Origin of the sequence: Micromonospora sp. NBC_01392 (assembly GCF_045040125.1) — a bacterium.
Taxonomy (GTDB): Bacteria; Actinomycetota; Actinomycetes; order Mycobacteriales; family Micromonosporaceae; genus Micromonospora.
The window spans coordinates 934,677-959,688 of record NZ_CP109549.1 but is presented as its reverse complement, the minus strand read 5'-3'; the positions used below and the strand labels follow the sequence as shown (position 1 = coordinate 959,688).

General features: G+C 73.2%; 28 protein-coding genes. 15 read left to right on the top strand and 13 right to left on the bottom strand.

The window, feature by feature from the left end; translation table 11 throughout:
• Nucleotides 1-43: 43 nt before the first annotated feature.
• The 3 genes from OG767_RS04610 to OG767_RS04600 form a co-directional block, all read right to left on the bottom strand.
• Nucleotides 44-670, bottom strand: a complete 627-nt coding sequence (locus OG767_RS04610) for a TrmH family RNA methyltransferase (RefSeq protein ID WP_405092300.1) — start codon at nt 668-670, stop codon at nt 44-46.
• A gap of 35 nt (nt 671-705) precedes the next feature.
• On the bottom strand, nt 706-1,197 hold the full coding sequence (locus OG767_RS04605) for a hypothetical protein (protein ID WP_405092299.1): 492 nt from the start codon (nt 1,195-1,197) through the stop codon (nt 706-708).
• Between the two features lie 92 nt (nt 1,198-1,289).
• A complete protein-coding gene (locus OG767_RS04600; RefSeq protein WP_107154914.1) occupies nt 1,290-1,805 on the bottom strand; it encodes a MaoC family dehydratase in 516 nt (171 codons plus the stop codon).
• Between the two features lie 546 nt (nt 1,806-2,351).
• On the opposite strand from OG767_RS04600, the gene trxA reads away from it, so the two are divergent.
• From trxA to OG767_RS04585, 3 genes are all read left to right on the top strand, one after another.
• On the top strand, nt 2,352-2,714 hold the full coding sequence (gene trxA, locus OG767_RS04595) for a thioredoxin (RefSeq protein ID WP_281943096.1): 363 nt from the start codon (nt 2,352-2,354) through the stop codon (nt 2,712-2,714).
• A gap of 149 nt (nt 2,715-2,863) precedes the next feature.
• Complete coding sequence (locus OG767_RS04590) at nt 2,864-3,304, top strand: hypothetical protein (protein WP_281943098.1); 441 nt, start codon at nt 2,864-2,866, stop codon at nt 3,302-3,304.
• Complete coding sequence (locus OG767_RS04585) at nt 3,301-4,230, top strand: MFS transporter permease (protein WP_405092298.1); 930 nt, start codon at nt 3,301-3,303, stop codon at nt 4,228-4,230. Before OG767_RS04590 ends, OG767_RS04585 begins: the two co-directional genes overlap by 4 nt.
• A gap of 31 nt (nt 4,231-4,261) precedes the next feature.
• Here OG767_RS04585 and OG767_RS04580 read toward each other — a convergent pair whose 3' ends face one another.
• The gene (locus tag OG767_RS04580) at nt 4,262-4,681 is read right to left on the bottom strand and encodes a thiol-disulfide oxidoreductase DCC family protein (RefSeq protein WP_405092297.1); all 420 of its coding nucleotides are present in this window, start codon (nt 4,679-4,681) and stop codon (nt 4,262-4,264) included.
• Between OG767_RS04580 and OG767_RS04575 the strand changes: the two genes are divergently transcribed.
• The gene (locus OG767_RS04575; RefSeq protein ID WP_405092296.1) at nt 4,617-6,839 is read left to right on the top strand and encodes an intein-containing Rv2578c family radical SAM protein; all 2,223 of its coding nucleotides are present in this window, start codon (nt 4,617-4,619) and stop codon (nt 6,837-6,839) included. The genes OG767_RS04580 and OG767_RS04575 overlap by 65 nt on opposite strands.
• 26 nt (nt 6,840-6,865) lie before the next feature.
• Complete coding sequence (locus OG767_RS04570; RefSeq protein WP_405092295.1) at nt 6,866-7,273, top strand: CoA-binding protein; 408 nt, start codon at nt 6,866-6,868, stop codon at nt 7,271-7,273.
• On the opposite strand, the gene OG767_RS04565 is transcribed toward OG767_RS04570, so the two are convergent.
• On the bottom strand, nt 7,230-7,883 hold the full coding sequence (locus OG767_RS04565) for a TetR/AcrR family transcriptional regulator (RefSeq protein WP_405092294.1): 654 nt from the start codon (nt 7,881-7,883) through the stop codon (nt 7,230-7,232). The two genes, OG767_RS04570 and OG767_RS04565, sit on opposite strands and share 44 nt — an antisense overlap.
• A 91-nt stretch (nt 7,884-7,974) precedes the next feature.
• On the opposite strand from OG767_RS04565, the gene OG767_RS04560 reads away from it, so the two are divergent.
• Nucleotides 7,975-8,613 (top strand): PH domain-containing protein, encoded by a 639-nt coding sequence (locus OG767_RS04560; RefSeq protein ID WP_405092293.1) that lies wholly within the window; start codon nt 7,975-7,977, stop codon nt 8,611-8,613.
• Between the two features lie 46 nt (nt 8,614-8,659).
• Here OG767_RS04560 and OG767_RS04555 read toward each other — a convergent pair whose 3' ends face one another.
• Nucleotides 8,660-9,856, bottom strand: coding sequence for an acyl-CoA dehydrogenase family protein (locus tag OG767_RS04555; RefSeq protein ID WP_405092292.1), 1,197 nt, complete (start codon nt 9,854-9,856; stop codon nt 8,660-8,662).
• 176 nt (nt 9,857-10,032) lie between these two features.
• On the opposite strand from OG767_RS04555, the gene OG767_RS04550 reads away from it, so the two are divergent.
• Nucleotides 10,033-10,437 (top strand): DUF4190 domain-containing protein, encoded by a 405-nt coding sequence (locus OG767_RS04550; protein ID WP_405092291.1) that lies wholly within the window; start codon nt 10,033-10,035, stop codon nt 10,435-10,437.
• A gap of 4 nt (nt 10,438-10,441) precedes the next feature.
• Here the strand turns inward: OG767_RS04550 and OG767_RS04545 are convergent, their stop codons facing one another.
• Nucleotides 10,442-11,332 carry an SDR family NAD(P)-dependent oxidoreductase gene (locus tag OG767_RS04545; protein ID WP_281943110.1) on the bottom strand — a complete coding sequence of 297 codons (891 nt, stop codon included), beginning with the start codon at nt 11,330-11,332 and terminating at the stop codon, nt 10,442-10,444.
• A 116-nt stretch (nt 11,333-11,448) separates the two neighbouring features.
• On the opposite strand from OG767_RS04545, the gene OG767_RS04540 reads away from it, so the two are divergent.
• Complete coding sequence (locus OG767_RS04540) at nt 11,449-11,934, top strand: DUF4190 domain-containing protein (protein WP_405092290.1); 486 nt, start codon at nt 11,449-11,451, stop codon at nt 11,932-11,934.
• A gap of 42 nt (nt 11,935-11,976) precedes the next feature.
• Here the strand turns inward: OG767_RS04540 and OG767_RS04535 are convergent, their stop codons facing one another.
• Complete coding sequence (locus OG767_RS04535; RefSeq protein WP_405092289.1) at nt 11,977-12,933, bottom strand: HpcH/HpaI aldolase/citrate lyase family protein; 957 nt, start codon at nt 12,931-12,933, stop codon at nt 11,977-11,979.
• 124 nt (nt 12,934-13,057) lie between these two features.
• Here OG767_RS04535 and OG767_RS04530 point away from each other — a divergent pair, with 124 nt between their 5' ends.
• Nucleotides 13,058-13,882, top strand: coding sequence for an SDR family NAD(P)-dependent oxidoreductase (locus tag OG767_RS04530; RefSeq protein WP_357292891.1), 825 nt, complete (start codon nt 13,058-13,060; stop codon nt 13,880-13,882).
• 71 nt (nt 13,883-13,953) lie between these two features.
• Entirely contained in the window at nt 13,954-14,241 is a 288-nt protein-coding gene (locus OG767_RS04525) for a hypothetical protein (RefSeq protein ID WP_405092288.1), read from the top strand.
• 4 nt (nt 14,242-14,245) lie between these two features.
• On the opposite strand, the gene OG767_RS04520 is transcribed toward OG767_RS04525, so the two are convergent.
• Nucleotides 14,246-16,399, bottom strand: a complete 2,154-nt coding sequence (locus tag OG767_RS04520) for an APC family permease (protein WP_405092287.1) — start codon at nt 16,397-16,399, stop codon at nt 14,246-14,248.
• 132 nt (nt 16,400-16,531) lie between these two features.
• Here OG767_RS04520 and OG767_RS04515 point away from each other — a divergent pair, with 132 nt between their 5' ends.
• Nucleotides 16,532-17,488, top strand: coding sequence for a DMT family transporter (locus OG767_RS04515; RefSeq protein WP_405092286.1), 957 nt, complete (start codon nt 16,532-16,534; stop codon nt 17,486-17,488).
• Between the two features lie 41 nt (nt 17,489-17,529).
• Here the strand turns inward: OG767_RS04515 and OG767_RS04510 are convergent, their stop codons facing one another.
• On the bottom strand, nt 17,530-18,063 hold the full coding sequence (locus OG767_RS04510) for a hypothetical protein (RefSeq protein WP_405092285.1): 534 nt from the start codon (nt 18,061-18,063) through the stop codon (nt 17,530-17,532).
• A 249-nt stretch (nt 18,064-18,312) separates the two neighbouring features.
• The gene (locus OG767_RS04505; RefSeq protein ID WP_405092284.1) at nt 18,313-19,182 is read right to left on the bottom strand and encodes a PhzF family phenazine biosynthesis protein; all 870 of its coding nucleotides are present in this window, start codon (nt 19,180-19,182) and stop codon (nt 18,313-18,315) included.
• Between the two features lie 33 nt (nt 19,183-19,215).
• On the opposite strand from OG767_RS04505, the gene OG767_RS04500 reads away from it, so the two are divergent.
• The 3 genes from OG767_RS04500 to OG767_RS04490 are packed head-to-tail and all read left to right on the top strand — an operon-like array spanning nt 19,216 to nt 22,289.
• A complete protein-coding gene (locus OG767_RS04500) occupies nt 19,216-20,496 on the top strand; it encodes a magnesium transporter MgtE N-terminal domain-containing protein (protein WP_405092283.1) in 1,281 nt (426 codons plus the stop codon).
• Entirely contained in the window at nt 20,489-21,133 is a 645-nt protein-coding gene (locus tag OG767_RS04495) for a DUF1003 domain-containing protein (protein WP_405092282.1), read from the top strand. Before OG767_RS04500 ends, OG767_RS04495 begins: the two co-directional genes overlap by 8 nt.
• Nucleotides 21,134-21,143: 10 nt before the next feature.
• The gene (locus OG767_RS04490; protein WP_281943133.1) at nt 21,144-22,289 is read left to right on the top strand and encodes a P-loop NTPase; all 1,146 of its coding nucleotides are present in this window, start codon (nt 21,144-21,146) and stop codon (nt 22,287-22,289) included.
• A 45-nt stretch (nt 22,290-22,334) separates the two neighbouring features.
• Here the strand turns inward: OG767_RS04490 and OG767_RS04485 are convergent, their stop codons facing one another.
• Entirely contained in the window at nt 22,335-22,763 is a 429-nt protein-coding gene (locus OG767_RS04485; protein WP_281943135.1) for a preprotein translocase subunit TatB, read from the bottom strand.
• A 72-nt stretch (nt 22,764-22,835) separates the two neighbouring features.
• Nucleotides 22,836-24,143 (bottom strand): S1C family serine protease, encoded by a 1,308-nt coding sequence (locus OG767_RS04480; protein ID WP_405092281.1) that lies wholly within the window; start codon nt 24,141-24,143, stop codon nt 22,836-22,838.
• Between the two features lie 257 nt (nt 24,144-24,400).
• On the opposite strand from OG767_RS04480, the gene OG767_RS04475 reads away from it, so the two are divergent.
• Nucleotides 24,401-25,009, top strand: coding sequence for an O-methyltransferase (locus OG767_RS04475; protein ID WP_281943139.1), 609 nt, complete (start codon nt 24,401-24,403; stop codon nt 25,007-25,009).
• Nucleotides 25,010-25,012: the final 3 nt, after the last annotated feature.

Sequence of the window (25,012 nt, the reverse complement as noted above, 5' to 3'; positions counted from 1 at the left end):
CGACGAACGTGGGATTTTCGCCCGGCGACACACCCGCGATCCGTCAGCCGGCCGGCGGCGGGCCGGCGTACGACCGGACCCAGGCGTGCATGGCGATGCCGCTGGCCACCCCCGCGTTGATCGAGCGGGTGGAGCCGTACTGGGCGATCGAGAACAGCGCGTCGCAGGCCGTCCGGGCCACCGGTGACAGCCCCGGACCTTCCTGGCCGAAGAGCAGCACGCAGCGGCGGGGCAGGACGGCGGTTTCCAGCGGCCGGGAGCCGGGCAGGTTGTCGATGCCGACCACCGGCAGCCGCTCCCCGGCCGCCCACGCGACGAACCCCTCGATCGTCGGGTGGTGCCGGACGTGCTGGTAGCGATCGGTCACCATGGCGCCCCGACGGTTCCACCGCCGGTGCCCGACGATGTGCACCTCGGCGGCGAGGAACGCGTTGGCGTTGCGGACCACGGTGCCGATGTTGAAGTCGTGCTGCCAGTTCTCGATCGCCACGTGGAAGTCGTGCCGCCGCCGGTCCAGGTCGGCCACCACGGCCTCGCGCCGCCAGTAGCGGTAGCGGTCCACCACGTTGCGCCGGTCGCCGGCGGCGAGCAGCTCCGGGTCGAGTCGCGGGTCGTCCGGCGGGTCACCGGTCCACGGCCCCACCCCCACGTCGAGCTGGTCGTCGGTCACGGTTGCCGAGCGTACGCACCCGGCGGCGCGCGCCGTCAGCGCAGGTCGAGCGCGCCGGCCAACCGGTCCAGGAACCGCCGGTCGGCGGGGCTGGGCGACGTCCCGCCGGCCCGGCACACCCGGGCGGCCACCGACTCCACCCACTGCCGGTACGCGGCGGAGTCGGCCGGGTCGGCCCGGCGGCGCAGCACGCGCACCGCGGCCCGGGCGGCGGCGAGCAGGTCGACCAGGTCGGTGAGGCGCTCGGCCCGGACGGCGGCCCCGTCGTGGCGCGCGTAGATGGCGGTGACCACCGCGCGGATCAGATCACTGTCGAAGGCGCGGCCGGCGGCCACCGCGTCCAGGCCGGCCAGCCCGGCGGCGATCCCCCGTGGCGGGCGGCCCGGGCCGGGCGACGCGGCGGCGACGAGGACCCGGCCGGGCAGGTCGGTCAGCAGGTCCCACTCCGCCGCGGAGTAGGCGGCGGTGGTGAGCGGTGCGGCGCGGCGACCGGCAGAGGGCGGCTCTCCGGCGACGGAGTGGCTCATGGGGACCTCCAGCCAGAGCATATGCCCCGGAGGCCGGTCCGGGTCCCGTCCCCGGGGAACGGGACCGGGACCCGGTCGGCGGGGTGCCCGACTCAGCGCGGCTCGGGGAAGCTCGGGCGCTCCGGGTCGACGCCCTCCGGCACGGCGGCGGCCGCGTACTCCTGCTTCGGGACCATGACCTTGCGGCGGAAGACGCAGACCAGCGTGCCGTCCTGGTTGTAGCCGCGGGTCTCCACCGCGACCACGCCGCGGTCGGGCTTCGAGGCCGACTCGCGCTTGTCCAGCACCGTGGTCTCGCCGTAGATGGTGTCGCCGTGGAACGTCGGGGCGACGTGTCGCAGGGACTCGATCTCCAGGTTGGCGATCGCCTTGCCGCTCACGTCCGGCACGGACATGCCCAGCAGCAGCGAGTAGACGTAGTTGCCGACCACCACGTTGCGCTTGAACTGGGAGGCGGACTCGGCGTAGTGCGCATCCAGGTGGAGCGGGTGGTGGTTCATGGTGAGCAGGCAGAAGAGGTGGTCGTCGTACTCGGTGACGGTCTTGCCCGGCCAGTGCCGGTAGACCGCGCCGACCTCGAACTCCTCGTAGTAGCGGCCGAACTGCATCCTGGTCCCTTCGACGGGCGGCGATGGAGTTCGGCACAGCATGCCTTACCGCTGGTTAAGGCAAGGGGCGGGGCGCTCGCGCGGTGGAAATGTCACACCGGGCGCCACCCGGGGGGGAGACGCAATGAGCGGCGGGGCCCTCCCCGGCACCCGCCGCCCACGCTCTGATGTGAAAGATTCTGCCGTACGGGGCCAGGGTTCGACAGAGACCGGCGTCACATTTATCTTTTCGTAACAATACGTAGAGTCACCGCCCGCCTCCCCCCAAGCGATCTCCGCAGGCCGGATCACCGCTTGTCAGCACGCAAGTTACCGATTCGTAGCGGCAACACAGCGTGATCTCCTTGGAAACGCTCCCATCACGTCCCGTCACGCAAATGCGTCCTGCACTTGCGATCCGCACGATCTTGCGAACAGATAAGGTTCGATGTGCTGGAGGTCACGTCCGGAGCGGCCAGCGTTTCGCCGCGCAGGTCACGGGAATTCTCACGGACCGACCCTGGTTCCACCGGACGTACGGCAATCCGCGGTGATCGGAGAGAGCACATGGCAACGGTTGAGCTGACCACGGCCAACTTCGACGAGGTGACCAGCCGGGACGGCATCGTCCTGCTCGACTTCTGGGCGGACTGGTGCACTCCGTGCAAGCGCTTCGCCCCTGTCTACGAGCGCTCCTCGGAGAAGCACCCGGAGATCGTCTTCGGCAAGGTCGACACCGAGGCGCAGCAGGAGCTGGGGGCCAAGTTCAACATCAGCTCCATCCCGACCGTGATGGCGATCCGCGACGGCGTCATCGTGTTCGCCCAGCCGGGCGCGCTGCCCGAGTCGGCGCTGGAGAACCTCATCGAGCAGGTCGAGCAGCTGGACATGGACGACGTCCGCAAGAAGCTGGCCGAGCACAAGCACTGAGCACGGCGCGTCTTCCGCCGCCGGCCGGGCCCGTTCGCGGGACCGGCCGGCGGCGTTTCGCGTACCGGGGTGACCGGCGGGACGGGCAGTGGGAAATGGCCGACTGAGGGACAGTTCCGGACGGTTCACTCCCGTATCGTCACGAGCTGATGGAGACCTTGACCGCGCGCGGGCGTGCCGTCCGGCTCGGCGCCACCCTGCTCGGGATGGCGCTGCTCCTGCTCGGCACCGTGCACGGCACGGACGACGACTTCCCGTTCGGGCCGTTCCGGATGTATTCCACCTCCGACCCGCCGGACGCACCGGCCCCCGACACCCGGGTCGAGGGCGTCGACGAGAGCGGCGCCGTGGTCCCGCTCGGCCAGGACGCCACCGGCATCCGCCGCGCCGAGATCGAGGGCCAGCAGGACCGGTACGCCGCCGATCCCAGCCTGCTGCGCACCGTCGCCGAGGCGTACGCGGAACGCCATCCCGGCGCGCCGGCGCTGGTGGAGGTGCGCATCGTGGTCCGCCTGCACGACATCCGGGGCGGACGCCCGACCGGCGAGTGGACCGACCGCACGGCCGTACGCTGGGACACCGCCGGATGACCGGCTGGCTCACCGAGGCGGTGCCGCGCGGCCGGGTCGCCGCGTTCCGCACGCTCGTCTACCTCTTCGTCGCCGCCGACCTGGTCGTCTTCACCCCCTGGGTCCGCACCCGCGTCGACGTGCCCGGCGACCTCTACCAGCCGCTGCTCGTCGGCCGGCTGCTGCCACTGCCCACGCCCACCCCCGCCCTGGTCGGCGTGGTCTTCTGGATGCTGCTGGTGGCCGCGCTGCTGGCCGCGACCGGCCGCGCGCCGCGGCTGCTCGGCTGGACGGTCTTCGCGCTCTACTTCGAGTGGATGATCGTGGCGATGAGCTACGGCAAGGTCGACCACGACCGGTTCGGGCTCCTGGTGGCGCTGGCCGCACTGCCCACCGCCGGCCGGGCCCGGCACGGCGACCCGACCCGCACCGAGGCGGGCGGCTGGGCGCTGCGGGTCACCCAGATCGCGGTCATCTGCACCTACTTCCTGGCCGCCTGGGCGAAGTTCCGCTTCGGCGGTCTCGACTGGGCCACCGGCTCGGTGCTGGCCCGGGCGATCATCCGCCGCGGCACCGACCTCGCCGACCTGATCGCGCAGGTGCCGCACCTGCTGATCGTGGCCCAGTTCGGCATCCTGGCGTTCGAGCTGCTCAGCCCGCTGGTGTTCGTGCTCCCCGCACGGTGGCGGACGGCCATGGTGGGCTTCTTCTACTCGTTCCACCTGGTGACCGTCGCGACCATCACCATCTCGTTCGCGCCGCACCTGGTGGCGATGACCGCGTTCCTGCCGCTGGAGAAGGTCCGCCCGGTGGCGTTCGCCCGCCGCCTGCGCCACCGCCCCACCCCTCCACCGTCCTCCCCGCCTCCCGCGCCGTCCGCTCCGCCCGCCACGGTGATCAAGGAGTTCGCGTCTCCGCAGAGATCGACGCCGACCCAAACTCCTTGATCACCCCACGCTGGGGTCGGGGGCGGGGCGGTCAGGGGGTGGGGTCGGGGCGGCCGGTGGGGCCGTAGAGGCGCTCGCGGGCCTCCTGGGGCAGCGCGCACGCGGCGGTGCCGCCGGGCAGCCGGTGCCGGTTGCGGGCCACCCAGCGGTACGCGGGCCAGGCCGCTGCGCGTACCGGCGGCAGCCGCAGCCCGCCCCCGGCGACGCGCCAGAGCGGCCCACTGTCGCCGAGCAGCCGCGCGATGGCGTCCGGCCCGGCGGCCCGGGAGCCGTCGGCGCCCACCCACTGCACCGCCTCCTCGCACTCGGCCTCCGTCAGGCCCAGCGCCGCCAGGTCGGCGAACTGCCACGGGACCACCCGGGCCCCGGTGGGGATACGACGTTCGATGAACTGCGCGCACCGGGTGCAGAAGGCGCAGTCGCCGTCGTACACGAATGTCGACGTCTCCATGCGTCCATCCTGCACCCGCGTCGGTCGCGACGGCACGCGGTGTCCGGCGCGTCACTTGCGCTTCGTTCGTACACGTGTTCGAATGAACGTCATGCGCTGGGACAACCTCTCCGCTCCCCCGGACGAGGGGACTCCTGACCGGGCAGCGCCGGCGGCTCCACCCCTGCCGCTGGCGCTGCCCCACGCGGTCGTCCGCACGTTCGACACCCCCGACTTCGCCGGCATGACGTTCTACGAGGTGCAGGCCAAGTCGATCATCAACCGGGTGCCCGGTCAGTCGCGCGTGCCGTTCGAGTGGACGGTCAACCCCTACCGTGGCTGTTCCCACGCCTGCACCTACTGCCTGGCCGGCGACACGCCGATCCTGATGGCCGACGGGCGCACCCGGCCGATCAGCGAGCTGACGCCCGGCGACCGGATCTACGGCACCCAACGGCGCGGCGCCTACCGGCACTACGTCGTCACCACCGTGCTCGACGCCTGGTCGACGGTGAAGCGGGCCTACCGGGTCACCCTGGCCGACGGCACCACGCTGGTGGCCAGCGGCGACCACCGCTTCCTCACCGAACGCGGCTGGAAGCACGTCACCGGCGGCATGCGCGGCGGCGCGCGGCGCCCGCACCTGACCACCCGCAACCGCCTGCTCGGCACCGGCCGGTTCGCCGTCGCGCCGAAGCGTTCCACCGACTACCACCGGGGTTACCTGCACGCGCTGGTCCGCGACGCCGACCGACGCCGGCTGCCACGGCACGAGGCGGAGGCCGACGGCCCGCGCCTCCGCTTCCGGCTGCGCACGGTCGAGGCGGAGGCGCTGGAGCGGGCCGAGCGGTTCCTCGCCGACGCCGGGGTCGACGTCGAGCGGACGACCGGGCGACCGGCCCGCCGGTTGACCACCCTGCGCACGGTGGGGCCGGTCCGGGCCGAGGTCGTCGCCGCGCTGGTCCGGCCACCCGACGAGCCGACCGACGACTGGCGACACGGCTTCCTGGCCGGCATGTTCGACGCCGCCGGCAGCTGCCGCCGGGGCGTGTTCCGGATCGGCGTCACCGACGACGAGAGCCGGCGCCACACGGTCGAGGCGCTCGACCGGCTCGACTTCCGGTGGGCGCTCGACGATGCCGGCAACCGCAACGGAGGGCTCCAGATCCGGCTGACCGGCGGCCTGCCGGAGCGGCTGCGCTTCTTCCACCTGACCGACCCGGCGGTCACCGACCGCCGCTCGATCGAGGGCACGGCGCTCAAGTGCGCGGCGCGGCTCCAGGTGACATCCATCGAGGACCTCGGGCTGGAGCTGCCGCTGTGGGACATCACCACCGGCACCGGCGACTTCATCGCCAACGGGGTGGTCAGCCACAACTGCTTCGCCCGCAACACCCACACCTACCTCGACCTGGACGCCGGGGCCGACTTCGACCGCAAGGTGATCGTCAAGGTCAACGCCGGCGAGCTGGTCCGGCGCGAGCTGGCCGCCCCACGCTGGCGGGGCGCGCACGTCGCCATGGGCACCAACGTGGACTGCTACCAGCGGGCCGAGGGGCGCTACCGCCTCATGCCGCCGATCCTGGCGGCGCTGCGCGACTTTGCCAACCCGTTCTCGATCCTGACCAAGGGCACCCTGCTGCTGCGCGACCTGCCCCTGTTGCGCCAGGCCGCCGAGGTGACCCGGGTCGGGCTGTCCTACTCGGTGGGTTTCGTGGACGAGACGCTCTGGCGCCTGGCCGAGCCGGGCACACCGAGCCCGCGCCGCCGGTTGGACGCGGTCCGCCGGCTCACCGACGCCGGCTTCCCGGTCGGCGTGCTGATGGCCCCGGTCCTGCCCGGCCTCAGCGACGACGAGGAGTCGATCGACGCCACCGTCGCGGCGATCGCCGCCTCCGGGGCCGTCGACGTGACGCCGCTGCCCCTGCACCTGCGCCCCGGCGCCCGGGAGTGGTATGCACGCTGGCTGGCCCGCGAGTTCCCCCACCTGGTGCCCCGCTACCGCCAGCTCTACCAGGCCGGGGCGTACGCGCCGCAGGCGTACCAGCGGGAGGTGACCGCGCGGGTCCGGATGGCGGCCCGCCGGCACGGCCTGCACCGCGGCGAGGTCGGCGACAACCGGCGGCTGCCCGACACCGCGCCACCGACACCGGCCGCCGAACAGCTCGCCCTGCTGTGACCGGGCCGGCGGGTTAGTCTCGGTGGATGCGGTCAGCCCAGCAGCTCCTCGCCGACTCCGCCGTGATCGCCGTCGTCGGGGCCTCCCGTGACCCGGGCAAGGCCGCGCACCGGGTGCCGTTGGAGATGCAGCGGCACGGGTGGCGGATCATCCCGGTGAACCCGACCGTGGACGAGTTGTTCGGCGAGAAGGCGTACCCGACGCTTGCCGACATCCCGCACCCGGTCGATCTGGTGGACGTGTTCCGCCCGGCGCCTGACGCGGTCGAGGTGGTCCGGCAGGCGGTGGCGATCGGCGCGCCGGCGGTCTGGTTGCAGCTCGGGATCGTCTCCGCCGAGGCGCGCCGGATCGCCGAGGCGGCCGGCATCGACTACGTCGAGGACAGGTGCCTCATCGTGGAGCGGGCCGCGGCCGGCCTGACCCGGCACGGCTGACCGTTTCGACCGGCGACTCGCGGCCGAAGATCAGGTCGAGCTGGGCGTCCAACGCGACAAGCGCGGTCTCCGGCGAGTAGTGGCCGCCGAGCACGTGGATGCCGAGCCCCTCCAGCACGGCGAGCAGGCCGACGGCGGCCGGTTCCGGGTCCACCCGGCCGGCCGTGGCCAGCGGTGACCTGGCGATCTGGTCCGCGACGAACGCCCGCAACGCCGCCGTGTCGTCGTGCAGCGCGGCGGCCACGGCGGGCCGGACGGCCGTGTAGGCGAGGAAGGCCAGGGCCACCCGGCCGTCCGCCAGTCGTTCCTCGTCCAGCGGCAGCAGCTCGGTCAGCATGGCCCGGAGCAGTGCCCGGGGTGGCGGCGTCGCGCCGAGCGCCTCGACCGCCCGACGGATCCGGGTCTCGTTGCGCTCGCTCACCACGGCCAGCGCGAAGACCATCATCTCGTCGCGGGTACGGAAGTAGTGCTGCACCATCCCGGCACTGACCTGGGCCGCGGCGGCCACGTGGCGCAGGCTGACCGCCTCCAGCCCCTGCTCGGCCGCGACCCGCATCAACGCGTCCGCGATCAGCGCCCGACGCTCCCGGTGGTCCACCCGTTTCGGCATGCCCCCATGTTTTCACAATACAACTGCATTGACATGCCGGCCGCGACACCTTTACCGTGCAACTGTATTGCAAAGAACGAGGAGGGCGACGATGAGGCTGGTCCGACGGGTCGTGGCGTACGAGTGGGGCATGTGGCGCAGCCTGGCCCGGTGGGTGCTGCGCCGCCCCTACCCGGTGGCGCCCGGCGCGACGACGTTCGCGTACGTCGGCGGCGTCCAGACGATCCTGCTGGCCTTCATCGTCATGTCCGCGATCGAGATCCCGATCCTGGACGTGATCCTGCGGCACACCGTCGACTCGCCGACGATCCGGCACGCCGCCGTCGGGCTCGGCGTCTGGGGTCTGCTGTGGATGTTCGGGCTGATGGCCAGCCTCCGGATCCACCCGCACGTGGTCGATGGCGACGGCCTGCGGGTGCGCAACGGCGTCTCGCTCGACGTCACGATTCCGTGGGCCGCCGTCGCCGACGTCGCGGTCCGTCGTCGGTCGCTGCCGTCCAGCCGCGCGGTCCGGTACGACGAGGACGACCCGACGGTGCTCAACCTCGGCGTCGGCAGCCAGACGGCGATCGACCTGGTGCTGCGGGAACCGCTGTCGGTGCCGCTGCCGAGCGGGCCGAGCACCCCGGTCCGGGAGATCCGGATGTACGCGGACGACCCGGCCGCGCTTGTCGAGCACGCCCGCCGACACCTTGCCGCCGACCCCGTCGCGCGCCGGCCGAAGCGTTGAGAGGGGGCCCCTTCTCTACCGGAAACGTTAAGAGGGGGCCCGTCCTTCAGAGCTTGTACTGCTTGAGCAGGCCGCGGGAGATGATCGTCTTCTGGATCTCCGAGGTGCCCTCGCCGATCAGCAGGAACGGGGCCTCCCGCATCAGGCGCTCGATCTCGTACTCCTTGGAGTAGCCGTAGCCGCCGTGGATCCGGAACGCCTCCTGGACCACCTCGGCGCAGTACTCCGAGGCGAGCAGCTTGGCCATGCCGGCCTCGACGTCGTTGCGCTGGCCGGCGTCCTTGAGCCGGGCCGCGTTGACCATGAGCGCGTGCGCGGCCTCGATCTTGGTGCCCATCTCGGCGAGCTTGAACGCGATCGCCTGGTGCCGGGCGAGCGGCTGGCCGAACGTCTTGCGCTGTTGGGCGTACGCGACGGCCAGCTCGAACGCGCGGATCGAGATGCCGCAGGCGCGGGCCGCCACGTTGACCCGGCCGACCTCGATGCCGTCCATCATCTGGTAGAAGCCGCGACCGACCTGCTCCTCGCCGCCGAGCACGGCGGAGGCGGGGACGGCGACGCCGTCGAGCACCATCTCGGTGGTCTCGACGCCCTTGTAGCCCATCTTGTCGATCTTGCCGGGGATGGTCAGGCCGGGCGCGGTCTCGCCGAAGCCGGGCTCCTTCTCCAGCAGGAACGTGCTCATGTTGCCGTAGACCGAGTCGGCCCCGGTGTCGGTCTTGACCAGGGTGGCCACCACCGAGGAGTACGCGCCGTTGGTCAGCCACATCTTCTGGCCGTTGAGCACGAAGGTGTCGCCGTCGCGGACCGCCTTCGACTTGATCGCCGAGACGTCCGAGCCGCACTCCGGCTCCGACATGGAGAACGCGCCGCGCACCTCGCCGGTCGCCATCTTCGGCAGCAGGCGGGCCTTCTGGTCGGCCGAGCCGTGCTGCGAGATCAGGTACGCCACGATGAAGTGCGTGTTGACGATGCCGGAGATCGACATCCAGCCCCGGGACAGCTCCTCGACCACCAGCGCGTAGGTCAGCAGCGACTCGCCGAGACCGCCGTACTCCTCGTCGATGGTGAGGCCGAACAGCCCCATCTCGCGCATCCCGTCGAGAATGTCGGTCGGGTACTCGTCGGCGTGCTCCAGCCGCTGGGCGTGCGGAATGATCTCCTTGTCGGCGAACTCCCGGACCGTTTCCAGGATCGACCGCTGCACATCGGTCAGGCCGGGCGTCTGGGCGAGTCGGGCCATCTCAGCCTCCGGGGTCGGCGCATTACTCATGGGTAACTGAACGCTCGGTCAGTATCGGCCCCGCAACCGGCCGCGCCAAGGTGACCAGTCCACACAACCGCTGTGAAAAGGTTCACCGCTGCGGGTAGCGTCCGCAAGAGAAAGGGCGGTTGACCTGCGGATCCGAGGGGGCCGGCGTGACCGACGAGCAGCCACCGTCGCCGTACGAGCCGCCGGACCGCGGCCAGCCGCACGGGCCGCAACCGTCGTACGGGCACCAGCCGCAGTGGGGGCAGCAGCCGCCGTACGCCCCGCAGCCGCCCTACGGCCAGTACGGCCCGCCCGGCGAGGGCCCGCGCCCGCGCGGCGGCCCCAACGTGCTCGCCATCCTGTCGCTGGTCTTCGCGTTCGTCTTCGCGCCCGCTGGCATCGTCTGCGGCCACCTGGCCAAGCGGCAGATCCGGCAGACCGGTGAGGAGGGCGACCAGCTCGCCACCTGGGGGCTGATCCTCAGCTACGTCTTCACCGCGCTCGGCCTGCTGGTCTGCTGCGGCTGGATCGGGCTGGCGATCTGGGCCAACGCCGACAACAACGGCTACTGACGCGTCAGCGGAACTGCGCCTCCCGGACGCTGTTGCCGCCGTCGACCACCAGCATCTGCCCGGTGATGTACGACGCGGCCGGTGAGCAGAGGAACGCGATCGCGGCGGCCACCTCGTCCGGCAGGCCGGGCCGGCCCACCGGCGTGCCGAGCCCCTGCTTGATCTCGGCCATGGTGGACGCGGCGGTGTGGATGATGCCCGGCGCCACCGCGTTCACGGTCACCCCGTCGGCGATCATCTCCATCGCCAGCGCCCGGGTCAGCCCCACCACGCCGGCCTTGGCCGCCGCGTAGCCCGCCTCGGTGGGCAGCGCGTTGACCGGACCGGCGGTGGCGGCCAGGTTGACGATCCGCCCCCAGCCGCGTTCCGACATCCCGTTGATGAACGCGCGGCTGCACAGGAACGCGGTGGTCAGGTTGCGGTCGATCTCGCCGCGCCACTCGTCGTAGGTCAACTGGGCCACCGGCCGCAGCACCTCCGGGCTGGCCCGGCTGGCCAGGCCCGCGTTGTTGACCAGCACCTCGACGTCGCCGAGCTGCTCGGCCACCGCGTCGGCGAGCGCGCCCACCTCCGACTCGTCGGTGAGGTCGGCGACGAAACCGGTGACGCCCAGCTCCTCGGCGCGGTCGTGGATCCGTCGGGTGGTCGACACGATCGCCACCCGGGCGCCCAGGTCGGCCAGCCGGCGCGCGGTCGCGTACCCGATGCCGTCCGCGCTGCCCGCGCCGGTCACCAGCGCGACCCGGCCGTCCAGCCGCATGGTGGCCGGCTCCGGGAGCGGCGCGGCCCGTTCCTGGTCGGCGGCGCCCGCCGGCTCCCCGGCGCGCGGGCGGCGCACCGACCCCGGCCGGCTCGTGTCCCGTCGCGACCGACCCCCACGCGCGTCAAGTGCCATGTCGAGGATCCTGCCCGCTGTGGACCTTCCGGGCAATGCGGCACCCGGAAAGGGGGTGCTCCGGGTTTTCCGGTGGTGGCTACCCTGACCCGGACCACGTACCTGGAGATGATCAGATGAGCTATCCCCCGCCGCCCGGTGGCTGGCACGACCCCTCGGCCGGGCCGCAGTCGAGCCCGCCGGTCGACCCCTACGCGCCCGAGGACCCGTACGCGGTCGGGAAGTCGCCCTACGCGCCCCCGCCCGGCGACCCGTACGCGGCGCCCGGCTACCCGCCGGCCGGCTATCCCCCGCCGGGCGCTTACCCCCCGCCCGTGCACCCCGGCTACGCGCCGCCGGCGAGCCGGACGAACACGCTGGCCATCGTGGCGCTGGTGCTCTCGCTGGTCGGGTTCACGTCCTGCATCACCGCGCCGATCGGCGCGATCATGGGGCACGTGGCCCGCCGGCAGATCCGGGAGACCGGCGAGCAGGGCGAGGGCATGGCGAAGGCCGCGATCATCGTCGGCTGGATCCTCACCGCCCTGCTGGTCGCCGGCATCATCTTCTACATCGTGATGATCGCGATCGCCATCAACTCGGACAGCACCACCAACTACTGACCCGACCGGGCCGCCCCCGACGCGGGGCGGCCCGGCGCGCGGTCACGCCGAGGGCGGGGTGAACGAGGAGGTACGCGTCATCCCGGCGGCCCGGCCCTTGGCCGAGATCACCAGCGCCATCTTGCGGGACGCCTCGTCGATCATCTCGTCGCCGAGCATCACCGCGCCGAGCTTCCCGCCCGCCTCGGACGTGTAGTAGTCGTACGCGTCGAGGATCAGCTCGGCGTGGTCGTAGTCGGCCTGCGCCGGCGAGTACACCTCGTTCGCGGCGTCGATCTGACCCGGGTGCAGCACCCACTTGCCGTCGAAGCCGAGCGCGGCCGAGCGCTTCGCCACCTCGCGGAACGCGTCGATGTCGCGGATCTGGAGGAACGGGCCGTCGATGGCCTGCTTGTCGTGCATCCGGGCGGCCATCAGGATGCGCATCAGGATGTAGTGGTAGGGATCGCCCGGGTAGTCCGGGATCAGCGCGCCGACCACCAGCGACTTCATGTTGATCGAGGCCATGAAGTCGGCCGGGCCGAAGATGATCGTCTCGACCCGGGGCGAGGCGGCGGCGATGGCGTCCACGTTGACCAGCCCGGCGGCGTTCTCGATCTGCGCCTCGACGCCGATCCGGCCGACCTCCAGCCCGAGCGTCTTCTCGATCTGCGTGAGCAGCAGGTCCAGCCAGTGCACCTGCTCGGCGTTCTGCGCCTTCGGCAGCATGATGCAGTCCAGGTTCGCCCCGGCGCCCTCGACCACCTCGATGACGTCCCGGTAGGTCCACGGCGTGGTCAGGTCGTTCACCCGGACCACGCGGGTCTTGCCGGCCCAGTCCCCCTCGTTCAGCGCGGCCACGATGTTCTTGCGCGCGTCCGGCTTGGCCAGCGGGGCGACCGCGTCCTCCAGATCCAGGAAGACCTGGTCGGCGGGGAGGCCCTGGGCCTTGCCGAGCATCTTGACGCTGGACCCGGGAACCGCCAGGCAGGACCGGCGGGGGCGACCGACAGCGGTCATGGATGCGCTCCTATCAGCGTCCGGCGGCAGCACGCGACGCGGCGGTGGAAGTCGGAACTTAACGATCCCAAAGGACGGGGCTACGTCACGGTAACCTCGTGCCGTGACCGGGGTGAATGGACCTGTGGAAGATCTCACTGAGCGTCGGATCGTGGTGCTGACCGGCGCGAGTTCGGGCATCGGGCTGGCCGCCGCCGTCGAGCTGGCCCGCCGCGGTGACCAGGTGGTGCTGGTCGGCCGGGACCCGGCCCGGCTGCGCGCCGCCGGCGAGCGGGTGCGCGAGTCCAGCGGCGAACAGCCGGAGCTGTTCCGCTCCGACTTCGCCGTGCTCGACGACGTACGCGGGCTCGCCGAGCGGCTGCGCGCGAACTACGACCGGATCGACGTGCTGGCCAACAACGCCGGCGCGATCGTGCTCGAACCGGTCACCACGGTCGACGGCTTCGAGCTGAGCATGCAGGCCAACCACCTCGCCCCGTTCCTGCTCAGCAACCTGCTGGCCGACCGGGTGCGCCGGATGGTGGTGACCGCCTCCAACGCGCACCGCAGCGGCGTGCTCGACCCGGACGACCTCAACGCCACGCTGCGCCACTACCGGCCGTTCCGGGCGTACGGCACCAGCAAGCAGGCGAACATCCTGTTCACCGCCGAGGCGGCGCGGCGCTGGCCACGGGTGCGGTCGTACGCGTTTCACCCCGGCGTGGTGAGCACCCGGTTCGGCAACGAGAGCCGGGTGGTGGCGCTCGGCATGCGGCTGCTGCCGTTCCGCACCCCGGAGAAGGGCGCGGAGACACTGGTCTGGCTCGCCGGCCAGGACCCGTCCCGGCTGATCGACGGCGGCTACTACGCCGACCGCAGGCCGCACCGGCCGCGCCCCTGGGCGGCCGACCCGGCGCTGGCGGCCCGGCTCTGGACGGCCAGCGCCGAGGCCGTCGGTCTCGCCGGCTGAGGGAGACCGCGCCGACCGGCCGGGCCGCTGAGGGACACCGCGACGGTCGGCCGGCTGGGACACTCGACGCCATGACGACGGGGAGCGAGGTCCTGCTGGTCGCGTTGGTCGACCTGAGCGCCGACGACGACGCCGGCCGGCGCTACGAGGACGCGGTGCTGGCGCTGCTCGACCGGCACGGCGGGCGGCTGGAGCGGCGGTTGCGCACCGGGGACGGCGAGACCGAGGTGCACGTGATCCGGTTCGCCGCCCGCGACGGGCTCGACGCGTTCCTGGTCGACCCGGAGCGCGCCGCGCTCCGCGCGGAGCTGGGCGACGCCGCCCCCACCACCCGCGTGCTGGAGGTCCACGACGTCTGAGGCGTCACTGCGAGACGTGCACCGGGACGCTCGTCACCACCACGCCGGGCAGCGCCCGCAACGCGGCACGCAGCCGCTGCTCGGCGCGGCTGTGCAGCAACCGGTGCCGACGCCGGCGCAGCACCACCTCCGGCACGATCACGGTGAGCGTCAGCTCCGGGCCGGCGGCGTGCAGCGCCTCCAGGTAGTGCGCCAGCGGCCCGATCACCGACCGGTACGGCGACACGATCGTCTCCAGCCGCAGGTGGTCGCCCCAGGCCCGCCACTGGTCCCGGAACCGGTCCGCCTCGGCCTCCTCCGGCGCGATGTGCACGGCCAGCGTCGGCCGGCCCAGCGAGGCCGCGTACGCCAGCGCGCGCAGCGAGGCCCGGTTCAGCCGGGCCACCGGCACGATCACCAGGTGGCGTACCTGCTGGGGCAGCTCCTCGCCCTCGGCGGAGCCGGCCGGGCCGGGCGGCGCCCCGGGCGGCGGCGGGTGCAGCGCCAGCGCCCGGTGCAGCGTGGCGTAGTGCCGGTGGATCCGGCGGAACAGCAGCACCAGCAGCGGCACCGCGACCACCACCACCCAGGCGCCCTCGGTGAACTTGGCGACCGCGGCGGTCAGCAGCACCAGCCCGGAGAGCGTCGCGCCGACCGCGTTCACCGCGAGCCGGCGGCGCCAGCCCCGCCCGCGCCGGCGTCGCCAGTGCACCACCATCCCGGCCTGCGACAGCGTGAACGCGAGGAAGACGCCGACCGCGTAGAGCGGGATCAGCGTCTGGGTGTGCCCACCGAAGGCGACGAAGACGGCCGCCGCGGCGAGCGCGAGCGCGACCAGCCCGTTGCTGAACGCCAGCCGGTCACCCATGTGCAGGAAGCGGCGCGGCGCGTGCCCGTCCCGGGCCATGAAGAACAGCAGCCGGGGGAAGTCGTTGAACGCGGTGTTCGCGGCCAGCAGCAGGATCAGCGCGGTGGTGGCCTGGAGGATCGCGTACCCGGGGCCGGTGGGGAACGTGACGCGGCCGAGCTGGGACAGCAGCGTCTCGTCCGCCCGGGGCGCCAGGCCGTCCAGGTGGATCAGCCCGACCAGCCCGGCGAAGAGCGTGACCAGCATGGCGACCATCCAGCCCAGCGTGGTGCGGGCGTTGCGCCACTCGGTCGGGCGGAACGCCGGCACCGCGTTGGAGACCGCCTCGATGCCGGTCATCGACACCGCGCCGGAGGAGAACGCGCGCAGCACCAGCAGCAGCCCCAGCCCCTCCGCAGCCGGCACCGCCGGCGGCGGCACCGGCGCGAAACCCCGCGCCGCGGCCTTCGCGTAGCCGACCGCCAGCACCGCGAGGACCACCACCACGAACGCGTACGTGGGAAGCACGAAGATGTTGCCGGCGGTGCGTACGCCGCGCAGGTTGCCGGCGAGCAGCACGGCGATCACCAGCACCCCGAGCGGCACGGTCCACCTGGTGAACCCGGGCAGCGCCGAGGTGACCGCGTGCACGCCGGCGGCCACCGACACCGACACGGTCAGCACGTAGTCGAGCATCAGCCCGGCCGCGGCGGCCAGTCCCGCCGTACGCCCCAGGTTGTCCCCGGCCACGAGGTACGACCCGGCACCGTGCGGATAGGCCGGGATGGTCTGCCGGTAGGAGAGCCCGACCGCGACCATCAGCACCGCCAGCAGCGCGGCCAGCGGCAACGCCAGCCCGAGCGCGGCACCACCGGCCAGCACCAACACGGCGAGCATCGCCTCCGGCCCGTACGCGACGGAGCTGAGCAGGTCCGAGGAGAGCACCGGCAGCGCGACCAGCTTGCGCATCCGCTCGTAGAGCACGGAGCTGCTGGCCAGCGGCGGGCCGATCAGGGTCCGGCGTACCCGGGCCACCGCCCGGCCGGCCCGGTTGCCGGGCAGGTACGCCGACCCGGTGGCGACCAGTTCGTCCGGTTGCGCCACGGTGAACAGGTCGATCGGGGCCAACCGCCCGAACCGCGTGGGTCGGGGCGGTTGCCCGCGCCGGCCGAGCGTCGGGTCGACGGGCAGGTCGCCGGCCTCCCGGGGACCGCGCCAACGCGTGCCGAGCCGGCCGAGCGCGGCCCGCTCCTCGGCGCCGAGCGGCGGGAACTCGGCCGACGGCGTGACCACGGTGCCCGGCTCCGCCGCGCCGTCCCGCTCTGCCTCCACTCCCGCACTGTCGTGCACCGCGGCCCCTCCGGTGGCCGGTTCGGCCACAGTTCGGCCCGGGGAGACGTCTCCGATCGGCCCGGGGAGACGTCTCCGGCATCCCGGATCGCCGGAACGCGCATGATCGGAGCCGTGCACACCGCTGGACACCGCCCGCCGCTCGACACGCTGACCCTCGGCGCGCTCGCACTGGCCGTCGCCGCCGTCTCGTCGTCCGCGCCGCTGGTGGCGTTCGCCGCCGCGCCGGCCCTGGCCGTCGCGTTCTGGCGCAACATGTTGTCGGTGGCGGTGCTCGGTCCGGTCGCGGTGACCCGTCGACGGGCCGAACTCCGGGCGCTCCTGGTCGGGCCGGGCCGTCGGGAGGGGCTGTACTGCGTACTCTCCGGGGTGGCGCTGGCCGCCCACTTCGCCACCTGGATGCCGAGCGCGAAGCTCACCTCGGTCGCGGCGGCGACCGCGCTGGGCGCGACGCAGCCGGTGTGGCAGGGGCTGATCGCCCGCTGGCAGGGGCACCGGCTGCCGGGGGCGGTCTGGGCCGGCATCGCGGTGGCGGTGCTCGGCGCGGCGCTCGCCACCGGTGCCGACGTCGCCGTCTCCGGCCGGGCGTTCGCCGGCGACCTGCTGGCCGTGGCCGGCGGCATGTTCGCGGCCGTCTACACCGCCCTCGGCGAGCGTGCCCGGGCCAGCGTCAGCACCACCGGCTACACCACCGTCTGCTACGGGGTGTGCGCGCTGATCCTGCTGGTGGTCTGCCTGGTCGGCGGCGTACGCCTGCACGGCTACGACGGCGGGACGTGGCTGGCCATCCTCGGCCTGGTGGCCGGCGCCCAACTCCTCGGGCACTCGATGTTCAACTACGCGCTGCACCGGGTCTCCGCCACCACGGTCAGCGTGCTGATCCTGCTGGAGGCGCCCGGCGCGGCGCTGATCGGCTGGGTCTGGCTGGGTCAGCTACCCCGGCCGCTGGCCCTGCCCGGGCTGGCGTTGCTGCTGGTGGGCGTCGCCGTGGTCGTGCTCGGGGGCGCGCGGGCCGGCCGCCGCGCCGCGCCGGTCCCGGTGCCGGTCGACCCGCCGCCGCTGCGGGACTGACCGCCGGCCCCCACGATCCGTGGCGGGGCAGCGGCGGCGGATCAGCGGCGGCGGACGCGGTGCAGGCGGAACGGCTTGCGGACGGCCCGGACCGCGGGCGCCGGGCGCGGCTGTTCGGTCAACGGGCCGTCCGGCAGGTCGGCGCCGCTCACCGCCGTGCCGGCCGGCGTGAGCCGGTTGAGCGCGCAGCCCTCGGCCGCCCACCGGGCCACCAGCTCGGTGGCCGAGCCGGACGCGTTGAGCCGCTTCGCCGCCACCAGCGGCGCGACGGTGTCCCACTCCTCGGTGCCGGGCCGGAGCCGACCCACCCGCGCCGGCCAGCTCACGATCCGCCCGCCGTGGTCGCCGCGCAGCGTCACCTCGGCCGCGTCGGTGTCGGCCAGCCCGGGCGCCGCCTGCTCGCCGGGGCCGGTCACCACCAGCAACGCGCCGTCCAGCGGCAGGCACCACAACGCGTACGCCGGGCCGTCGCCGACGCCGACCCAACAGACGGCGGCCTTCTTCACCGCCTCGTCCACCAACGGCGGGGTCACCCGTTCGTCCACCTCGTCGCTCACCCCACCATCCTCCCGCATTCCACCGCCCGTGGACCCGTCGGAGCGGGCGGGCTCGCGCGGGAGACTTCACCTACGGCGCTACCAACTTGATGGCGTGAATGAGTCACCGCTACCCGGTCGCCAGGAGCCGATGCCGGTTCCCGGTTCCCGGTTCCGGTGACTCGTGCACGCCATCAAGTTCGTAGGCGCGGCGGGCTGTTCCTTCCCTGCGCGCCGACAGAGCCGGCGCCCCGCCGCCGGGAGACGGTTCAACCGACAACGGGTCGTTCAGCCGACGAACGGCGGGACGGTGATCTCGCCGCGGGCGACCGGCACCACCTGACCGGAGACGGTCGCGCCGACCGCCGTTCCGCCGGCCGCGGTCACGGTGCAGGCCAACGACGAGGGCCGGTGGATCTCGATGCCCTGGCGCACCGCGTACGGCGTCCGACCCTCGCCCGGCAGCAGGCCGCTGGCGACCAGCCAGACGCCCAGCCCGAGCGCGGCCGAACCGGTGGCCGGGTCCTCCGGAACGCCGATCCCGGGCACGAAGACCCGGGCGTGCGCGGTTTGCGACTCCGGGTCCCAGGAGAAGAAGCTGACGTGCTCGACGCCGTATCGCTCCGCCGCCGCCGTGTTCAGTCGCGCCCGGGCCACCGCGTCGGGGCGTACCGGGAGGTAGGGGAACTCCAGGCCGCACCCGGCGACGCGCGGCGGTGGCCCGGCGTGGTCGGCCGCGGTGAGCCCGACGATCTCCAGCAGCGGCTCCGGGTCGAGTTCCGGGCCGAGCGTCGGGGTGCCCCCGGTCAGCGTCGCGCCGGTGGGGGTCACCTCGATCGGCAGCACGCCGGCGCCGCATTCCTGGGTGACCCGGCCCACCTCGAAGAGGCCGCGCCGGCCGGCGGTCACCGCGGCGCCCACGCTGGGGTGCCCGGCGAACGGCAGCTCGTCGGTCGGGGTGAAGATGCGGGCCCGGTAGGTGGCGCCGGCCTGGGTGGGCGCCAGCACGAAGACCGTCTCGGACAGGTTGAACTCCAGCGCGAGCGCCTGCATCTGCTCGGTGGCCAGCGCTTCCGCGCCGAACACCACGGCCAGCGGGTTGCCGGCGAACGGGCGGTCGGTGAAGACGTCCACGATCTCGTAGGCCAAGGTCGACATGCTGTTAGAGAGTAGGCCCTTAGGCTGGTGCCCGTGAGCACGCCGAACCGGGTCTACATCGCTCGACTCGCCGGAGTCGCCGTCTTCGACCCGAACGGCGACCAGGTCGGCCGCGTCCGCGACGCGGTCGCCCGGATGCGTCCGACCCAACGACCGCCGGAGGTGGTGGGGCTGGTCGCCGAGATGCCCATGCGGCGACGCATCTTCCTCTCCATCAACCGGATCACCTCGATCGACCCGGACGCCGTGGTGCTCGGCAGCGGCACGCTCAACCTGCGCCGGTTCGAGAAACGACCGAACGAATTGCTGGTGCTCCAGGAACTGCTCGACCGGCGGGTCCAGCTCGAGAGCGGACAGGCCGGCTCGGTGGTGGACGTGGCCATGGAGCACAGCCGGGGCGGCGAGTGGGCGCTGACCCGGGTCGCCGTCCGCGAGCAGACCAGCCGGCTCACCCGCCGCGGCCACCTGCACCAGGTCGAGTGGGACCGGGTCCGCGGCCTCGGCGTCGTGGGCGACAACCGGGGTACGGCCAACCTGCTCGCCGTGCTGGAGGACATGCGCCCGGCCGACCTGGCCAACGCGCTCCAGGACCTGCCCGACGCCCGGCGCAACGAGGTGGCCGCCGCGCTCGACGACGAGCGTCTCGCCGACGTGCTCAGCGAACTGCCCGAACGCGACCAGGTGGAGATTCTGGCCGCCCTGGACCGGGAACGGGCCGCCGACGTACTGGAGGAGATGGACCCGGACGACGCCGCCGACCTGCTCAACGAGCTGCCCCCGCCGGAGCAGGACGTGCTGCTCGACCTGATGGAGCCGAACGAGGCCGACCCGGTGCGTCAACTGCTGCGCTACGCCTCGGGCACCGCCGGCAGCGTGATGACCTCCGAGCCGGTGATCCTGCCCCCGGACGCCACCGTCGCCGAGGCCCTGGCCCGGATCCGGGAGGTGCAGCTCTCGCCCGCCGTGGCCGCGCAGGTCTTCGTGACCCGCGCGCCGTTGACCACGCCGACCGGGCGTTACCTGGGTATGGTGCACTTCCAGCGGTTGCTCCGCGAGCCTCCGGCCGACCTGCTCGGCGGCATCGTGGTCAACGACATCGACCCGCTCCGGACATCCACCCCGCTGACCGAGATCACCCGCCGGATGGCCACCTACGACATGGTGGGCATGCCGGTGGTGGACCGGAGCAACCGGCTGGTCGGCGCCGTCACGGTGGACGACGTGCTGGACCATTCCCTGCCGCGCGACTGGCGGGACCGGGACGCGGCACCGACCCCGTCCGCCACCGACGACGGGACCGTGGACGATGAGTGAGCAGCGACGCGGCGAGCGGCTCGACCAGCCGCGCGCCCCCCGGGGCCTGCACCTGCCCCGGATCGACGCGGATTCGTTCGGCCGCTGGGCCGAGGGCATCGCGCGGGGCATGGGCACGGCCAACTTCCTGGTCTACATGACGCTGATCCTGGCCGCCTGGTTCCTGTGGAACACGCTCGCCCCGGCGCACCTGCGGTTCGACCCGTACACGTTCACGTTCCTGACGCTGGTGCTCTCCCTCCAGGCCTCGTACGCCGCCCCGCTGATCCTGCTCGCGCAGAACCGGCAGGCGGACCGGGACCGGGTCTCGCTGGACGAGGACCGGCGGCGGGCCACCATGCAGAAGGCCGACACGGAGTACCTGGCCCGGGAGATCGCCGCGCTGCGGATCGCGATGGGGGACGTGGCGACCCGGGACTTCCTCCGCTCCGAGCTGACCCGGCTGGCCGAGGAGCTGGACGAGGCGGCGGAGCGGCGGCGCAAGCTGGAACGGCGGCAGCACGAGCGGGGACAGCATGACCGGGGACAGCAGGACCGCGGGACGCGGCGACCGCCCGGTGGCCGCCCGCTCGACGAGCCCCGCGACGAGCTCGACGGTGACCACGCCCACGACGCCCGGCACCAGAGCCCGACGTAGCATTACCGGCATGTCAGCACCCGTCAGCACCGTCTCCGACGCGATCCAGGCCGCGCTGGCCACCGTCAACGACCCGGAGATCCGCCGGCCGATCACCGAACTCGGCATGGTCCGCTCCGCGGAGCGGGACGACGACGGCGTGGTGCGGGTGGAGCTGCTGCTCACCGTGGCCGGCTGCCCGCTGAAGGACAAGCTGCGTACCGACATCACCGCCGCGGTCGGGGCGGTGCCCGGGGTGAGCCGCGTCGAGATCATCTTCGGGGTGATGAGCCCGGAGCAGCGCCAGGAGTTGCAGTCGAAGCTGCGCGGCGGCGGCACCGCCGAGCCGGTGATCCCGTTCGCCCAGCCCGGCTCGCGGACCCGCGTCTACGCGGTGGCCAGCGGCAAGGGCGGCGTCGGCAAGTCCAGCGTCACGGTCAACCTGGCTGCCGCGTTGGCCGCCCGCGGCCTGTCGGTCGGCGTGGTGGACGCCGACATCTACGGCCACTCGGTGCCCCGCATGCTCGGCGCCGACGGCGCGCCGACCCGGGTCGAGGACATGATCATGCCGCCGCAGTCGCACGGCGTGAAGGTCATCTCGATCGGCATGTTCACCCCCGGCAACGCGGCGGTGGTCTGGCGCGGCCCGATGCTGCACCGCGCGCTCCAGCAGTTCCTCGCCGACGTCTACTGGGGCGACCTGGACGTCCTCCTGCTCGACCTGCCACCGGGCACCGGCGACATCGCGATCTCGGTGGCCCAGCTGCTGCCGAACGCGGAGATCCTGGTGGTCACCACGCCGCAGGCAGCCGCCGCCGAGGTGGCCGAGCGGGCCGGCGCCATCGCGTTGCAGACCCACCAGCGGGTGGTCGGTGTGATCGAGAACATGTCCTGGCTCGAACTGCCGGACGGTTCCCGGATGGAGGTCTTCGGTGCCGGCGGTGGCGCGGCGGTGGCCGAGTCGCTGACCCGGACCATCGGCGCGCAGGTGCCGGTGCTGGGGCAGATCCCGATGGACACCCGGGTCCGCGAGGGCGGCGACGCCGGCCAGCCGATCGTGCTGACCCAGCCGGACGCGCCGGCCGCGAAGGCCATGTTCGAGGTGGCCGACCGGCTCGCCGTGCGCCGCGAGTCCCTGCTCGGCAAGCCGCTCGGCCTCAAGCCCGCCGGCCGCTGACCCACGTCCCCTCACCCCTCCCCCGCGGATCCCGTGGGGACGGGGTCAGGTGGCGTCGTCGTAGGACGGGCGCGGGGTCGGGGTGGTGGGGGTCGCGGTGGGGGTCGCCACCGCCGGGCGAGGGGTGGGGGTGCGCAGGTCCGCCGCCTTGGCCACGTCCTTCAGCTCGTCGTGCACGCCGGTGACGTCCGAGCGCAGGTTGTCGTACATGCTCTGCAGAGGCTTCCGGATCGCCTGCTCGTCGTCCTCGCTGAGCAGGTGCTTGCGGATGAACGCCTTCGGGTGCAGGTCCTCCAGTTGGATGTCGGTCCCCAGCTCGCGGCTCAGGTCTCCGGTCGCGTTCCGCGCCATGTTCCGCAGGTTGCGCACCATCCGCAGGCCGTCGTTGATCACGTTGGGCAGCCGGTCCCCGAAGATCAACAATGCCAGGAGCAGCAGGGCGCCGATCTCCCACCAGTTCAGGTTCTCGAACACTCCGGCCTCCTCGTCCGTGTCAGGGCAAGACTACGCACGGAAGGCGGCCCGGCGGGAGGGGGTCACCGCTCCTCACTTGGCGTCCGCGGCGAGCGTCACCGAGGTGTTCTGCCGGGCCGAGCCGCGCCGGTACTCCACCGTCACCACCGAGCCCGGCGCGTACTTGCGCACCAGCGCCACCAGGTCGGTCGGGTCGGTCATCGGGTGCTTGTCCAGCCGGAGCACCACGTCCCCGGTACGCATCCCGGCCGCCGCCGCCGGACCGGCCGGCTCGACGGCGTTGAGCCGCACCCCGCCGCCGGTGGCGCCGGTGCCGCCCACCGAGGCGCCGATCACCGTACGCCGGGCCTTGCCGGTGCCGATGATCTCCTCGGTGACGCGCTTGGCCTGGTTGATCGGGATGGCGAAGGCGAGCCCGATGTTGCCGGCCTCCTGCCCGTCGGCCACCAGCGACTTGATCGTCGAGTTCACGCCGACCACCCGGCCCGCCCCGTCCACCAGCGGGCCGCCGGAGTTGCCGTGGTTGACCGCGGCGTCGGTCTGGATCGCCGCGTAGTAGCGGGTCGGGCCGCCCGGCTCGCCCGCCTGCATGGTGCGGTCCAGCGCGCTGACGATGCCGGCGGTGACGGTGTTGGCCAGCGACAGCGGCGAACCCATGGCGAGCACCGGGTCGCCCACCGCGAGCGCGTCCGAGTCGCCGAACTGCACCGGCGTCAGCCCGCTGCGGGTGACCTTGATGACCGCGATGTCCGACTCCGGGTCCTGCCCGACCACCGTGGCGGCGGCGGTGCTGCCGTCGTTGAACACCACCGTGGCCTTGCCCGGGCCGTCCGCGACCACGTGGTCGTTGGTGACGATGTGCCCGTCGGTGCTCACCACGAAGCCGGAGCCCTCGCTGGTGCCGCCGAGACTGGCCACCCGGATGGTGACCACGCTGGGCAGCACCCGCTCGGCGACCCCGGCCAGCGACTCCGGCTTGCGCTGGGCGAGCGCCGGGGCCTGCCCGGCCTGCGCGCCCAGCGTCGACACGGCGCCGCCGCCCAGGAAGGCGTAGGTCAGGGCGCTGCCCAGTGAGCCGGCCAGCAGCGCGGTGATCAGCGAGATCAACACCACCTGACGCAGCCCCGGCCGGGTCGGCGCGTCCGGGTCGGTGACCGGCTCCGGTTCACCCGCCCCGGTGGGCGCGGTGGCCGGGACCACCACGGCCGCGGGCGCGTACGGGTCCCGCCACGGGTCGGCCAGCGCGTCGGACCACCAGGGCGACGTCGTGCCACCCCCGGCGCTCGGCGGTGGCTGCCCGGGCACCGGCCCTCCCGCCGGTGCGCCCGAGCCGCCGGGCCGGCGCCAGTCCCAGCCGTCGGTCACGTCCGTGCCTCCCACATTCGTCCCGCGCGTCCCGCGCCGACGCCGGCGGAGCCGGACGATCGAGACGCGCGGGACCCATCCAGGATTGCACGGATGCCCCGGGTGGAGTCAGGGGTTGCCGCCCGTGATCGCCCGAGGGCCGACTCGCGGCTGCGCGCGTACCGGCTCGCCTCTACGCTCACAGTGCCAACCGACCCCTCGCACCAGCCCCGCCCCCCAGGAGGTGCCCCATCGCCACGGTCGCCGGTCCCGGCGGTTCGACGGCCCAGGCGTTGCAGTTCGCCGAGTCGTACGTCACCGAGGACATCGTGCTGCGCACGGCCCGCGCCCTCGCCCACGAGGTGGGTGTGGAGGCGGTGACGTCCGGTGCCGGTGCCGCGCTGCGCCTGCTCGCCGCCGCCGGCAACGCCCGCGCGGTGGTGGAGATCGGCACCGGCACCGGGGTCAGCGGCGTGTGGCTGCTGCGCGGTATGCGCCCCGACGGCGTGCTCACCACGATCGACGTGGAGGTGGAATACCAGCGCATCGCCCGGCGGCTGTTCCAGGAGGCGGGCTTCCCGTCGGGGCGTACCCGGATCATCACCGGTCGGGCGCTCGACGTGCTGCCGCGTCTCGCGGACGGTGTCTACGACCTGGTCTTCGCGGACGCGCCGGGGCCCGGCTTCGCGGCGTACGTGGACGCGGCGCTGCGGCTGCTGCGCCCCGGCGGGGTGCTCGCGCTCAACGGCGCGCTGGCCGCCGGCCGGATCGGTGACCCGGCCGCGCGGGACATGGAGACGGTGACGGTGCGGGAGACCATCAAGGCGATCCGCGAGTCGGAGCACTGGGTGCCCGCGCTGCTGCCGGTCGGCCACGGGCTGCTCGCCGCGGTGAAGAGCTGACGC

What these genes read in the sequence shown, in the direction of transcription:
- OG767_RS04575 (WP_405092296.1), top strand. Translation starts at nt 4,617, where the DNA reads ATGAACTGCGCGCACCGGGTGCAGAAGGCGCAGTCGCCGTCGTACACG.
- OG767_RS04495 (WP_405092282.1), top strand. Translation starts at nt 20,489, where the DNA reads ATGAGTGAGCAGCGACGCGGCGAGCGGCTCGACCAGCCGCGCGCCCCC.
- OG767_RS04535 (WP_405092289.1), bottom strand. Translation starts at nt 12,933, where the DNA reads ATGACCGCTGTCGGTCGCCCCCGCCGGTCCTGCCTGGCGGTTCCCGGG.
- OG767_RS04590 (WP_281943098.1), top strand. Translation starts at nt 2,864, where the DNA reads ATGGAGACCTTGACCGCGCGCGGGCGTGCCGTCCGGCTCGGCGCCACC.
- OG767_RS04600 (WP_107154914.1), bottom strand. Translation starts at nt 1,805, where the DNA reads ATGCAGTTCGGCCGCTACTACGAGGAGTTCGAGGTCGGCGCGGTCTAC.
- OG767_RS04565 (WP_405092294.1), bottom strand. Translation starts at nt 7,883, where the DNA reads ATGCCGAAACGGGTGGACCACCGGGAGCGTCGGGCGCTGATCGCGGAC.
- trxA (WP_281943096.1), top strand. Translation starts at nt 2,352, where the DNA reads ATGGCAACGGTTGAGCTGACCACGGCCAACTTCGACGAGGTGACCAGC.
- OG767_RS04545 (WP_281943110.1), bottom strand. Translation starts at nt 11,332, where the DNA reads ATGGCACTTGACGCGCGTGGGGGTCGGTCGCGACGGGACACGAGCCGG.
- OG767_RS04585 (WP_405092298.1), top strand. Translation starts at nt 3,301, where the DNA reads ATGACCGGCTGGCTCACCGAGGCGGTGCCGCGCGGCCGGGTCGCCGCG.
- OG767_RS04525 (WP_405092288.1), top strand. Translation starts at nt 13,954, where the DNA reads ATGACGACGGGGAGCGAGGTCCTGCTGGTCGCGTTGGTCGACCTGAGC.
- OG767_RS04555 (WP_405092292.1), bottom strand. Translation starts at nt 9,856, where the DNA reads ATGGCCCGACTCGCCCAGACGCCCGGCCTGACCGATGTGCAGCGGTCG.
- OG767_RS04560 (WP_405092293.1), top strand. Translation starts at nt 7,975, where the DNA reads ATGAGGCTGGTCCGACGGGTCGTGGCGTACGAGTGGGGCATGTGGCGC.
- OG767_RS04510 (WP_405092285.1), bottom strand. Translation starts at nt 18,063, where the DNA reads ATGCGGGAGGATGGTGGGGTGAGCGACGAGGTGGACGAACGGGTGACC.
- OG767_RS04570 (WP_405092295.1), top strand. Translation starts at nt 6,866, where the DNA reads ATGCGGTCAGCCCAGCAGCTCCTCGCCGACTCCGCCGTGATCGCCGTC.
- OG767_RS04580 (WP_405092297.1), bottom strand. Translation starts at nt 4,681, where the DNA reads ATGGAGACGTCGACATTCGTGTACGACGGCGACTGCGCCTTCTGCACC.
- OG767_RS04505 (WP_405092284.1), bottom strand. Translation starts at nt 19,182, where the DNA reads ATGTCGACCTTGGCCTACGAGATCGTGGACGTCTTCACCGACCGCCCG.
- OG767_RS04540 (WP_405092290.1), top strand. Translation starts at nt 11,449, where the DNA reads ATGAGCTATCCCCCGCCGCCCGGTGGCTGGCACGACCCCTCGGCCGGG.
- OG767_RS04605 (WP_405092299.1), bottom strand. Translation starts at nt 1,197, where the DNA reads ATGAGCCACTCCGTCGCCGGAGAGCCGCCCTCTGCCGGTCGCCGCGCC.
- OG767_RS04490 (WP_281943133.1), top strand. Translation starts at nt 21,144, where the DNA reads ATGTCAGCACCCGTCAGCACCGTCTCCGACGCGATCCAGGCCGCGCTG.